This is a genomic window from Stenotrophomonas sp. YJH_SMC_120, assembly GCF_059368675.1.
The window spans coordinates 47992-60724 of the sequence record NZ_JCAFRY010000018.1; the positions used below are offsets into that span (position 1 = coordinate 47992).

Annotated in this window: 10 protein-coding genes; 7 read left to right on the forward strand and 3 right to left on the reverse strand. The window is 67.2% G+C overall.

Features of this window, described 5'->3' with window-relative positions:
• Positions 1–42 precede the first annotated feature (42 nt).
• The 3 genes from AC5P60_RS17500 to der are packed head-to-tail and all read left to right on the forward strand — an operon-like array spanning position 43 to position 3304.
• Positions 43–681, forward strand: coding sequence for a YfgM family protein (locus AC5P60_RS17500; RefSeq protein WP_005409299.1), 639 nt, complete (start codon positions 43–45; stop codon positions 679–681).
• Positions 681–1889, forward strand: a complete 1209-nt coding sequence (gene bamB, locus AC5P60_RS17505; protein ID WP_005409300.1) for an outer membrane protein assembly factor BamB — start codon at positions 681–683, stop codon at positions 1887–1889. Before AC5P60_RS17500 ends, bamB begins: the two co-directional genes overlap by 1 nt.
• A gap of 17 nt (positions 1890–1906) precedes the next feature.
• Entirely contained in the window at positions 1907–3304 is a 1398-nt protein-coding gene (gene der, locus AC5P60_RS17510; protein ID WP_005413118.1) for a ribosome biogenesis GTPase Der, read from the forward strand.
• A gap of 138 nt (positions 3305–3442) precedes the next feature.
• Here the strand turns inward: der and AC5P60_RS17515 are convergent, their stop codons facing one another.
• The 3 genes from AC5P60_RS17515 to AC5P60_RS17525 form a co-directional block, all read right to left on the reverse strand.
• On the reverse strand, positions 3443–4192 hold the full coding sequence (locus tag AC5P60_RS17515; protein ID WP_033834896.1) for a hypothetical protein: 750 nt from the start codon (positions 4190–4192) through the stop codon (positions 3443–3445).
• A gap of 94 nt (positions 4193–4286) precedes the next feature.
• Positions 4287–4922 (reverse strand): LysE family translocator, encoded by a 636-nt coding sequence (locus AC5P60_RS17520; RefSeq protein ID WP_483692791.1) that lies wholly within the window; start codon positions 4920–4922, stop codon positions 4287–4289.
• A gap of 74 nt (positions 4923–4996) precedes the next feature.
• Positions 4997–5812 carry a helix-turn-helix domain-containing protein gene (locus tag AC5P60_RS17525; protein WP_483692790.1) on the reverse strand — a complete coding sequence of 272 codons (816 nt, stop codon included), beginning with the start codon at positions 5810–5812 and terminating at the stop codon, positions 4997–4999.
• An 89-nt stretch (positions 5813–5901) separates the two neighbouring features.
• Between AC5P60_RS17525 and moeB the strand changes: the two genes are divergently transcribed.
• The 4 genes from moeB to guaB all read left to right on the forward strand — a co-directional run bounded on the left by moeB (position 5902) and on the right by guaB (position 12627).
• Positions 5902–7038 (forward strand): molybdopterin-synthase adenylyltransferase MoeB, encoded by a 1137-nt coding sequence (gene moeB / locus AC5P60_RS17530; protein ID WP_483692789.1) that lies wholly within the window; start codon positions 5902–5904, stop codon positions 7036–7038.
• A gap of 441 nt (positions 7039–7479) precedes the next feature.
• Positions 7480–9312 (forward strand): monovalent cation:proton antiporter-2 (CPA2) family protein, encoded by a 1833-nt coding sequence (locus AC5P60_RS17535; RefSeq protein WP_483692788.1) that lies wholly within the window; start codon positions 7480–7482, stop codon positions 9310–9312.
• 584 nt (positions 9313–9896) lie between these two features.
• Positions 9897–10775, forward strand: coding sequence for a bifunctional methylenetetrahydrofolate dehydrogenase/methenyltetrahydrofolate cyclohydrolase FolD (folD, locus tag AC5P60_RS17540; protein ID WP_005416247.1), 879 nt, complete (start codon positions 9897–9899; stop codon positions 10773–10775).
• 394 nt (positions 10776–11169) lie between these two features.
• The gene (gene guaB, locus AC5P60_RS17545) at positions 11170–12627 is read left to right on the forward strand and encodes an IMP dehydrogenase (RefSeq protein WP_032958143.1); all 1458 of its coding nucleotides are present in this window, start codon (positions 11170–11172) and stop codon (positions 12625–12627) included.
• The last annotated feature ends 106 nt before the right edge of the window (positions 12628–12733 follow it).

Below are 12733 nucleotides of genomic sequence, written 5' to 3' on the forward strand. Positions count from 1 at the left end.
TAAACCCAATGGTCCCTCCCGATGGGCGGGGCGAGAGTACGCATGGCGATCGACGATCTGCTCGACGAGCACGAACAAAGTGAACGCGTCCGCAGCTGGCTGCGGAAGAATGGCGCCAGCATCCTCGGTGGCGTAGCCATCGCGATCGGTGCCATTGCCGGCTGGCAGTGGTACCAGAAGGATCAGGGCGGCAAGCTGGCCTCGGCCAACGTGGAATACCAGAAGGCTCTGGTCGGTCTTCAGCAGAACAAGCTTGACGACGCTGCCAAGGCAGTGAAGGCGCTCGAAGCGGGCCCGTCCAGCATCTATGGCGACCTCGCGGCGCTGCAGCTGGCCAAGGCCCAGGTCGACGCCGGCAAGAACGAAGAAGCGCTGGCCACCCTGCGCGCCGTGAAGGTCGAAAGCGACCTGCAGCGCGTGGTCGACCAGCGTGTGGCCCGCCTGCTGGTGGCCACCGGCAAGAGCGACGAGGCGATCAAGCTGCTGGGCAGCGCCACCGACAGCAGCAGCCTGGAAATCCATGGCGATGCGCTGATGGCGCAGGGCAAGCGCGATGACGCCCGCGCACAGTACGAGAAGGCGCTGAAGTCGCTGGACGTGGCAGCGCCGCAGCGGCGCCTGCTGGAAACCAAGGTTATGGATGCCGGCGGCACGGTCGCCGCCCCTGCGGAGTCGGTTTGATGAGTCAGAAGGTCATGATCACCCGCGTCGCCACCGTGCTCCTGATGGGCATGGCCCTGACCGGCTGCAGCACCATGAAGGGCTGGTTCGCCGGCAAGGACGCGGCAGCGAAGAAGGCCCAGGAGCCGGCTGAGCTGGTCAAGTTCGAGCCGAGCGTCAAGGTCAACAAGGCCTGGTCGGTCAACCTCGGCAAGGGCGAGCGCCGCATCGGCGTGCGCCAGGGCCCGGCCGTTGCCAATGGCCACGTGTTCGCTGCGGCGATCACCGGCGGCGTGCACGCCATCGACCTGCAGACCGGCAAGAAGGTCTGGACCTGGGAGCCGCAGAAGGAAAAGAAGAAGCCGAAGCTGCGCCTGTCCGGCGGCCCGGGTGTCGGTGAGAACCTGGTCGTGATCGGCACGCTCGATGGCCAGGTCATCGCCCTGGACATCAATGACGGCAGCGAGAAGTGGCGCGCCCGTGTTCCGGGTGAGGTCATTGCCGCGCCGGCCGTGGCCCAGGGCCTGGTGTTCGTGCGCAGCAACGACGGCCGCGTCACCGCGTTCGATGCCGGCAACGGCACGCAGAAGTGGTTCAACCCGAGCGAACTGCCGGCGCTGACCGTGCGCGGCAACGCGCCGGTGGTCACCGGTCCGGGCGTGCTGTTCATCGGCAAGGACGAAGGCGCGGTTGCCGCGCTGGCCATGCAGGATGGGCGTACCCTGTGGGAACAGAACCTTGGCAACGGCGAAGGCCGTACCGAACTGGACCGCATGGCCGATGTCGACGGTGCTCCGGTGCTGGAGGGCAACACCCTCTTCGTGAGCAGCTTCAAGAACCAGACCATGGCCATCGAAGGCCCGACCGGTCGCCCGCTGTGGGCGCGCGACCATGGCGGTGCAGGTGGCGTGGCGGTGTCGTCGGGCAATGTGTTCGTCACCGACAACAAGGGTGGCGTGTTCGGCCTGGACAAGGCGACCGGCGCTGCCATGTGGTCGCAGACCGAGCTGGCGCGTCGTTCGCTGACCGGCCCGGCGCTGCACGGTGATTACGTGGTCGTCGGCGACTACAAGGGATACGTGCACTGGTTGAAGACCTCCGATGGTGCGATGGCGGCACGGGCGAAGAGCGGCGGTGACGCCCTGCTGGCCCAGCCGGTCGTCGTCGACGGGGTGCTGCTGGTGCAGAACGTGGATGGCAAGCTGACCGCCTTCCGGTTGGCAAATTAAAAATTGGAGTAATCGCGATGCTGCCTTTGGTCGCCCTGGTTGGACGGCCGAATGTCGGCAAGTCGACTATTTTCAATGCGCTTACGCGCACCCGCGACGCGCTGGTCCATGACCAGCCCGGCGTCACCCGTGACCGCAACTACGGCGTCTGCCGCCTCGACGAGGACAACCATTTCCTCGTCGTGGATACCGGCGGTATTGCCGGGGAAGACGAAGGCCTGGCCGGTGCCACCACGCGCCAGGCCCGGGCTGCGGCGGCCGAAGCCGATCTGATCCTGTTCGTCGTCGACGCGCGCGAGGGCACCTCGGCGCTGGACGACGAGATCCTGGCCTGGCTGCGCAAGCTGTCGCGCCCGACGCTGCTGCTGATCAACAAGATCGACGGCACCGACGAGGACAGCGTGCGTTCCGAGTTCGCCCGTTATGGCTTCGGCGAGATGCTGACCGTCTCGGCCGCGCATCGCCAGGGCCTGGACGACCTGCTGGACGAAGTGATCCAGCGCCTGCCGGAAGAAGGCAGCGGCGAAGAGCTGGACAACGACCCGAACCGCATCCGCATCGCCTTCGTCGGCCGCCCGAACGTGGGCAAGTCGACCCTGGTCAACCGCATCCTCGGCGAGGAGCGCATGATCGCCTCCGACGTGCCGGGTACCACCCGCGACTCGATCGCGGTGGACCTGGAGCGCGACGGCCGTGAGTACCGCCTGATCGACACCGCCGGCCTGCGCCGTCGTTCGCGCGTGGATGAGGTCGTCGAGAAGTTCTCGGTGGTCAAGACCATGCAGTCGATCGAGCAGTGCCAGGTGGCCGTGCTGATGCTCGACGCCACCGAAGGCGTGACCGACCAGGACGCCACCGTGCTCGGTGCCGTGCTCGACGCCGGCCGCGCGCTGGTGATCGCCATCAACAAGTGGGATGGCCTGACCGAGTACCAGCGCGAGCAGGCGGAAACCATGCTGTCGCTGAAGCTGGGCTTCGTGCCGTGGGCCGAATCGGTGCGCATCTCGGCCAAGCACGGCTCGGGCCTGCGTGAGCTGTTCCGTGCGGTGCATCGTGCGCACGAATCGGCGAACAAGACCTTCACCACCAGCGAAGTGAACAAGGCGCTGGAAGTGGCCTACGAGACCAACCCGCCGCCGACCATCCGCGGCCATGTCTCCAAGCTGCGCTACGTGCACCCGGCCGGTTCCAACCCGCCGACCTTCATCGTGCACGGCACGCGCCTGAAGGAACTGCAGGAGTCATACAAGCGCTACCTGGAGAACTTCTTCCGCAAGCGCTTCAAGCTGATCGGCACGCCGGTGAGTTTCATCTTCCGCGAGGGCACCAACCCGTACGAGGGCAAGAAGAACGTCCTCACCGAGCGGCAGGTCAAGGCCAAGCGGCGCTTGATGAAGCACGTCAAGGGCAAGTGATTCACGGGAAGGCGGCCGCAGGGCCGCCTTTCTTGTCTGTGGTAGTGCCGGCCGCTGGCCGGCAACCCGATGATGCCTGGCGTGTTCACGAGGTTGCCGGCCAGCGGCCCGTACTACCCCTACGTCTACAATCCTCAATCATGGCGAACTGTTGCGACGAGCGCGGCAATGCGGAAACGCGCATGGGGCGCTGCGGGGCGCGGCCATCATCGATTCGGGCAGCTGCGCCTGCCCCGTGAGGCTCGCCCAGACCAGGGTGGTACCCAGTACCCCTGCCAGGTACGCCACCGACACCGCGCCGATCACCAGACCCGCGGCATGCTCCAGCCACGGAAGCAATCGACAACACCCCTGTGCCCAGCGCGGATGGCTGCCGAGCCACGCCATCAGCAGGCCGAGCGACAGCGCGACGCCGCCCAGGCAGGCCACGTAAGCGGCCTTTGTATCCATGTCGGCAACGAGGCCGCTGACCAGGGCTGCAACCGCCAACTGCAGCGTCCAGTTGTTGATGCTGGCCAGCGCCAACAGGCATCCAGCCTCGGCGTGCGGCCAACGGGAGCGGGCCTTCAGGCCCCAGGGCATCTGCAGGGAAAGCGGAGAGAGGGAGGTCAGCCCGGCGTCGCGCAGGCACATCCCCGCCAGGCGCAGCAGCAGCAGGCAGCCCGCGCACTCCATCGCCAGCGTCCACAGGCCGCGGTTTCCCAGCATGCCCGCCGCAACGAAGGCCGTGGCGCAGATGGTGCCCGTACCGATGGCGATACCGAACGATGCGGCCATGGCGGCGTGCCCGCCCGCGCCCATCGCGGTGCGCAGGATCTTCGCGTGATTCGACGCAGGCAGGAGCATGGCGAAGCCGTACAGCACCGCGACGATGAAGAACTGCTGCACGAAAACCTGCCACCAAACTACAGAAAGTGCCGAGTGTGGGCTGCGCTGGACGCGCCGTATTGAACGCTATTGCGACAGGCGCGAATTACCGGCATCAGCCCAGCCACAGCGACACGGCGATCCAGAGCGCCAGCGCAATCATCAGGAGCCCTGCGGCCCGTTCCAGCCAGGGCAGGGCACGCGCGAATCGACCCAGCACCCACGGGTGGCCGACCAGCGCGGCAACCAGCAGATCCCATAGCAGGACGATGCCGAACATCCACGCGCCATAGAAGAACTTCGTTGCGGCGCTGGCCTGCGGACCGTTGAGCATTGCCGCCAACGTTGCGTAGAACAGCGCATTCTTCGGGTTCAGCAGCGCAGACAGGGCGCCCAGCCCTGCCGCCGTCCACCATCCGTGGGCACCGTCCGCTCGCGATCCGGCGGCAGCGTCAGATGCCTGCAGCGTCGTCGAACCCGCATGGCGCAGGAACAGCGTGCCGAGGTACAGCAGGAACCCGCAGCCCGCCAACTGCACCGCAATGAACCCTGCGCTACCTGCGCGCAGCATGGCCATTCCGGTGAAGGCGGCCACGATGAAAACGCCATTGCCGAGGGCGATGCCTGCGCAGGCGCCACTGGCGGTGCGCCAGCCAGAGGTGATTGCAGTGCGCGCAACAAGGAAGAAGTCGGGGCCGGGTGAGAGCAGGGCGAGAAAATGTACGGTGGCGATGATCAGGAACTGTTCCATCGGGTCCGGCGGCGGCTGGCGGGGGCGCCAGTGTGGGGATGCGCCGCGCGATGGTATTGAACGTTATTGCAGGCTCAGCGCCGGTACTGGCCCGGGGTCGCACCGGCGTGGGCCTTGAAGACCCGCTGGAAATGGCTCTGGTCGGCGAACCCCAATGCATGGGCGACCACGGCCAGGGCCTGCCCTTCGCACAGCCGCCGCCGGGCCTCCTGGATGCGCTGGTCGATCTGCCAGGCGTGAGGGGTCAGGCCCGTGGCACGCCGGAAGGCGCGGATCAGCTGGTAGCGGCTCATGCCTGCCAGCGATGCCAGCTCCTGCAGGGCCGGGGTGTGTTCGAGCCGCTGGCGCAGAATGTCCATCACCGGCTGCAGCCGCTGCTGTAATGCGGCATCTTCGGGCGGGCCGGTGACGGCTACACCATCGTGTTCATCCAGATCGCCGACGAACGCGATCAGGGCCGCTTCCTTGACGCTGACCGGATCGTCGGAAAACAGCGTCTCGTTGAGCTGGCAGTATTGCTGGTAGCGCGGGCGATGGTTGGAAATCCGGATCGGTTCCTGCTGCCAGTCGGGTTCGGGCAGGTCGTCATACTCGGCGCGGACCTCGGCCATCCAGCGCGCGTCCAGATGCAGCATCTGGTAGCTCCAGACCTGGCCGGGCAGGGGGTTGCAGGCGTGCACGCGGCCTGCGGGTACGCCGACCAGACTGCCGGGCTGCAGCAGGCGCGGTCCTTCCGCAGCACCGGTGAACAGGCTGCTGCCGGCGTCCACGGCGCCGATCGAGAAGGTGTCATGGCTGTGCGGGCGATGGCAGGCGCGGCTGTTGCACGCCCGTCGGCTTTCGACGAAGGGCATGCGCGGGTCACGCCAGAATTCGGTGGCAGAGCGCATGCAGCGGTTCCGGGATGCAGGGGGCAACGCCCGCATGGTGCCATGTTCGGGGCAAGGCGCGGCGAAGGTGTCTGCGCGATAATGCGGCCATGAGCATCCAAGAGCTTTCCCCCGCGCAGGCGCGCGAGCGCCTGGCCCACGGCGCGGTGCTGATCGATGTACGTGAGGCGCATGAACGGGCCGGCGGGATGGCCGAGGGCGCGCGCGGCGTGGCCAAGGGCGAGCTGCAGGCCGACCCGGCCGCGCATCTGCCGCGGCGCGACCAGGAGATCCTGCTGATCTGCCAGAGCGGCAAGCGCTCCGCCGATGCTGCGCAGGCGCTGCTGGAGGCTGGCTACACAAACGTCGCTTCCGTGACGGGCGGCACCGTGGCCTGGCGCGAGCAGTCGCTGCCGCTGGTGCAGCCGCTGGCCAGCGCCGCCGACCGCGATTTCTACGACCGCTATTCGCGGCATCTGCTGCTGCCGCAGGTGGGTGAGGCGGGCCAGCGCCGGCTGCAGCAGGCGCGCGTGCTGGTGCTGGGCGCGGGTGGGCTGGGTGCGCCGGCTGGGTTCTATCTGGCTGCGGCCGGGGTGGGGCACCTGCGCTTCGCCGACCACGACCGCGTCGAACGCAGCAACCTGCATCGGCAGATCGTGCATACCGAAGCCAGCGTCGGCCAGCTCAAGGTCGATTCGGCGCGCGACCGGCTGCTGGCGCTGAACCCCTCCATCGACGTCGAAGCGGTGCCCGAGCGGGTCACCTCCGAGAACGTGGATGCGCTGCTGGACGGCGTGGATGTGGTGCTGGATGGGTCGGACAACTTCCCGCTGCGCTACCTGCTCAACGACGCCTGCATCAAGCACGCCAAGCCGCTGGTGTATGCCGCCATCGAGCGCTTTGACGGCCAGGTAAGCGTGTTTGACGCCGGCCGCCAGCGTGGCGTGGCGCCGTGCTACCGCTGCCTGTTCCCCGAGCCGCCGCCGCCGGAGTTCGCGCCGAACTGCTCCGAGGCCGGTGTGCTGGGCGTGCTGCCCGGGCTGGCTGGTGTGCTGCAGGCCACCGAGGTGCTGAAGCTGCTGCTGGGCATCGGCGAGCCGCTGGTCGGCCGCCTGCTGCGCTTCGACGCGCTGGGCATGCGCTTCCGCGAGACCGGCATCCGGCCGGACCCGCACTGCCCGGTGTGCGCGCCGGACGTGCCATTCCCGGGGTATATCGATTACGCCGCGTTCTGCCGGGGTGGGTGAGGCTGGCCGGGGAATGCCTTGGTAGATGCCGACCTTGGTCGGCGTTTTCGTGCCAACCAAGGTTGGCACCTACCGAAGCGGATGCATGGTTTCGGGATCCGGCATCCGGCCGGACTCGCAGTGCCCGGTGTGCGCGCCGGGCTTGCCGTTCCCGGGTATATCGATTACGCCGCGTTTTGCCGGGGTGAGTGAGGCTGGCCGGGGAATGCCTTGGTAGATGCCGACCTTGGTCGGCGTTTTCGTGCCAACCAAGGTTGGCACCTACCGAAGCGGGTACATGGCGGCACCCACCGACGCGGATGCATGGTTTCGGGATGATGCTGGGGGTAGCTCCCTACATCGTTCCACCTCCAAGACAATCCGGCGCAACATGCGTGCTATTGCCGTCATCGGCATTGCTCTATTGTTGAACCCGATTCTGGATCTTGGGGAAAACACCGCATGGCGGTAGAAGCAGCGACCAGCGAGCTGGTCAAGGTCGTCGCCCTGCTGGGCGCGGCGGTGGTGATGGTGCCCTTGTTCCGCCGGGCCGGCCTGGGCTCGGTGCTGGGCTACTTCGCCGCCGGCCTGGCGATCGGACCGTTCGGGCTGGGCTGGTTCTCCGACCCGCAGGCCATCCTGCATACCGCCGAGCTCGGCGTGGTGATGTTCCTGTTCGTGATCGGCCTGGAAATGCGGCCCTCGCACCTGTGGAGCCTGCGCAAGGAGATCTTTGGGCTGGGCACGCTGCAGATCGTCACCTGTTCGCTTGTGCTGACCAGCATCGCCAAGCTGTTCGGCCTGCCGTGGCAGGTGGCCTTCATCGGCGCCACCGGCTTCGTGCTGACCTCCACTGCGGTGGTGATGCAGCTGCTGGCCGAGCGCGGTGACATCGCGCTGCCATCGGGGCAGAAGATCGTTTCGATCCTGCTGTTCGAAGACCTGCTGATCGTGCCGCTGCTGGCGCTGGTGGCGTGGATGGGCCCGAGCGCCGGCAGTGCCGACGGCGAGGGTTCGCGCTGGCTATCGGTGGCGATCGGTGTGGGTGCCATCGTCGGCCTGGTGCTGGTCGGCCGCTTCCTGCTCAACCCACTGTTCCGCGTGCTGGCCGAATCGAAGGCGCGCGAGGTGATGACCGCTGCCGCGCTGCTGGTGGTGCTGGGTGCGGCGCTGCTGATGCAGCTGTCCGGCCTGTCGATGGCGATGGGCGCGTTCCTGGCCGGCGTGCTGCTCAGCGAATCGACCTTCCGCCACCAGATCGAGGCGGACATCGAGCCGTTCCGCGGCATCCTGCTGGGCCTGTTCTTCCTCAGCGTGGGCATGGCGCTGGACCTGGGCGTGGTGGCGGGTAACTGGCAGCTGATCCTCGGCCTGGTGCTGGCCCTGATGGCGGCCAAGGCGCTGTGCATCTACGTGGTCGCGCGCATCATGGGCAGCGACCACGCGCAGGCGCTGGACCGCGGCGTGCTGATGGCGCAGGGCGGCGAGTTCGCCTTCGTGCTGTTCTCCGCCGCGGCATCGGCCGGCGTGATCAACATGGAGATCAATGCCAACTTCACCGCCGTGGTGGTGCTGTCGATGGCGCTGACCCCGCTGGTAGTGCTGGTCTACAAGCGCATCGCGCCGAAGCCGACGGTGAACATGGACGGCGTGGACGAGGCCGAGGGCCTGTCCGGCAGCGTGCTGCTGATCGGCTTCGGCCGCTTCGGCCAGGTCGCCAGCCAGTCGCTGCTGGCGCGCGACGTGGACGTGACCATCATCGACAACGATGTGGAGATGATCCAGAGCGCGGCGCGCTTCGGTTTCAAGATCTACTACGGTGATGGCACGCGTCTGGACGTGCTGCATGCCTCGGGTGCGGCCACCGCACGTGCGATTGCGGTGTGCGTGGACAAGGCCGAGGCGGCTGACCGCATTGTTGAGCTGGTGTCGCACGAGTTCCCGCAGGCCAAGCTGATGGTGCGCTCGTTCGACCGCGAGCATTCGCTGCGGTTGATCCATGCCGGTGTTGATTTCCAGATCCGCGAGACGTTTGAATCGGCGGTGCTGTTCGGCCAGGCCGCGCTGGTGGAATTGGGTGCGGATGAGGATGATGCGGTGGAGATCGCCGCCGAGATCCGTCGTCGCGATGCCGAGCGTTTTGAACTGGAGATTGCCGGTGGTGGTCTGAATGCCGGTGCGCGGATGATCTATGGCAACGCGCCGCAGGGCGTGCCGACGCCGACGCCGTTCACCGCGCCGAAGCGCGAGAGCAAGACGCTGAACCCGCAGGATGTGCCGGAAGAGGAAGAGTAAAGCCCGGTCGTGCCGGCCGCTGGCCGGCAGATACGGAAACGTTTCGACGTCATGGGGTTGCCGGCCAGCGGCCGGCACTACCGTGTGGGAATTGCCGAAGCCGGTGGTTGGTCGTGCCGGCCGCTGGCCGGCAGATACGGAAACGTTTCGACGTCATGGGGTTGCCGGCCAGCGGCCGGCACTACCGTGTGGGGAATTGCCGAAGCTGGTGGTTGGTAGTGCCGGCCGCTGGCCGGCAGATACGGAAACGTTTCGACGTCATGGAGTTGCCGGCCAGCGGCCGGCACTACCGTGTGGGAATTGCCGAAGCCGGTGGTTGGTCGTGCCGGCCGCTGGCCGGCAGATACGGAAACGTTCCGACGTCATGAGGTTGCCGGCCAGCGGCCGGCACTACCGTGTGGGGAATTGCCGGAGCCGGTGGTTGGTAGTGCCGGCCGCTGGCCGGCAGATACGGAAACGTTCCGACGTCGTGGGGTTGCCGGCCAGCGGCCGGCACTACCGGTGCGCGGTGTCGGCGCGCGGCGGTGGGCGAGGGGGCCTGAATCAGGGACAATAGCGTCCCCGCCGCTCCACGCCTGCCCCCGATGACTGATTCCGCCGCCCCGCATCCTGCCCGCATCCTTGATGGCCGCCGTATCGCCGAGGACCTGCTCGACAGCCTGAAGGTGCGCGTCGACGCCCGCGTGGCCGCCGGCGGCAGCCGTCCGGGCCTGGCCGTGGTGCTGGTCGGTGGCGACCCGGCCTCGACCGTGTACGTGCGCAACAAGCGCCGTGCCGCCGAGAAGGTCGGCATCGAGGCGCATGACTACGATCTGCCGGCCGGTACCACCGAGGCCGAGCTGCTCGACCTCATCGACCAGCTCAACGCCGATCCGAAGATCAACGGCATCCTGATCCAGCTGCCGCTGCCGGGCATCCCCGACGCGCGCCGGCTGATCCAGCGCATTGACCCGCGCAAGGACGTGGACGGTTTCCACCCGGAAAACGTCGGCCACCTGGCCCTGCGCGAGTTCGGCCTGCGCCCGTGCACCCCGCGCGGCATCACCACGCTGCTGGGCCACACCGACCAGCCGGTGCGTGGCCGCAACGCCACCATCGTGGGCGTGAGCAACCACGTCGGCCGCCCGATGGGCCTGGAGCTGCTGATTGCCGGCTGCACCGTGACCAGCTGCCACAAGTTCACGCCCAAGGACGTGCTGGAACAGGCCGTGCGCAACGCCGACATCCTGGTGGTGGCGGTGGGCCGCCCGGGCATCGTGCCGGGCGAGTGGGTGAAGCCGGGCGCGGTGGTGATCGACGTGGGTATCAACCGGTTGGATGACGGCCGGTTGGTGGGCGACGTCGGGTTTGAGGCGGCGGCCCAGCGGGCCAGCTGGATCACCCCGGTGCCGGGCGGTGTCGGCCCGATGACCGTGGCTACGCTGATGCAGAACACCCTGGAAGCCGCGGAAGCGCTGAGCTGACCTTTGGGGCGGGTGCCGACTGTTGGCCTGCTCCTGGTAGGTGCCAACCTTGGTTGGCACACATCCATCGGGGCCATCGGCCCATCTGGGGTGCCGGTGCCGGACGCATCGTGCCAACCAAGGTTGGCACCTACCCAAGGCAATCCAAGGTGGCTTGGGCCCCCCGGCATGACCCGCTCCTGGTGGGTGCCAACCTTGGTTGGCACAAACAGGCAGAGGCCTTGGCCCCATCTGGGGTCCTGGTGCCGGATGGATAGTGCCAACCAAGGTTGGCACCCACCCAAGCCGCCCTGAACCAATCGCCGCCGGCGCGACACTGCGTCGCATCTACCCCCTGCCACGCGGCGCGAAAAAGGGGTAAAATGTCGCGCTTCCCCACATCTCGGGTATGCCGATGCTGCGCATCCAGGCTGAAGCACTCACTTACGACGACGTCTCGCTCGTCCCCGCCCACTCGACCATCCTGCCCAAGGACGTCAACCTCGAAACGCGGTTGACCCGAGACCTGAAGCTGAAGCTTCCGATCCTGTCCGCTGCCATGGATACCGTCACCGAAGCCCGCCTGGCCATCGCCATGGCCCAGCTGGGTGGCATGGGCATCATCCACAAGAATCTCAGCCTGGAACAGCAGGCCGCGGAAGTGGCCAAGGTCAAGAAGTTCGAGGCCGGTGTCATCCGCGACCCGATCACCGTCGGCCCGGAAACCACCATCCGCGACGTGCTGGCCCTGACCCAGGCGCACAACATCTCCGGCGTGCCGGTGGTGGGCAGCGACGGCCAGCTGGCTGGCATCGTGACCCACCGCGATATGCGCTTCGAGACCGAGCTGGACGATCCGGTCCGCCACATCATGACCAAGAAGGATCGCCTGATCACGGTCAAGGAAGGCGCCGCGTCTGATGAAGTGCTGCAGCTGCTGCACCGCAACCGCATCGAAAAGGTGCTGGTGGTCAATGATTCGTTCGAACTGCGTGGCCTGATCACCGTCAAGGACATCCAGAAGAACACCGACTTCCCGAACGCTGCCAAGGATCTGTCGACCCGCCTGCTGGTCGGCGCTGCCGTCGGCGTGGGTGGCGATACCGATCGCCGCGTGGAAGCGCTGGTCGCCGCCGGCGTGGACGTGATCGTGGTCGATACCGCGCACGGCCACTCGCAGGGCGTGCTGGACCGCGTCAGCTGGGTCAAGAAGAACTTCCCGAACGTGCAGGTCATCGGTGGCAACATCTGCACCGGCGAAGCCGCACTGGCGCTGCTGGACAGCGGCGCGGACGCCGTGAAGGTCGGCATCGGCCCGGGCTCGATCTGCACCACCCGCGTCGTCGCCGGCGTCGGCGTGCCGCAGGTCACCGCCATTGACCTGGTGGCCGAAGCGCTGCAGGACCGCATCCCGCTGATCGCCGACGGTGGCATCCGCTACTCGGGCGACATCGGCAAGGCGCTGGCCGCCGGTGCCTCGACCATCATGGTCGGCGGCCTGCTGGCCGGTACAGAGGAATCGCCGGGCGAGACCGAGCTGTACCAGGGCCGTTCGTACAAGAGCTACCGCGGCATGGGTTCGCTGGCTGCCATGGAGAAGGGGTCGAAGGACCGCTACTTCCAGGACGCCGCCACCGCCGACAAGCTGGTGCCGGAAGGCATCGAAGGCCGCGTGCCGTACCGCGGCCCGGTGGGCGGCATCATCCACCAGCTGATGGGCGGCCTGCGCGCCACCATGGGCTACGTGGGCTGCGCCACCATCGACGAGATGCGCAGCAAGCCCAAGTTCGTGAAGATCAGCGGCGCTGGCCAGCGTGAGAGCCACGTCCACGACGTGACCATCACCAAAGAGCCGCCGAACTACCGCGCCTGACGCGGGCCGAGCAAAGAGGAACGGGGAAGCACTTCCCGTTCCTCTTTCTCTATCTGCCGCCGCATTTTCTCTTTCAGATTTTCGTTTTCCCTACTGCATTGCCGGG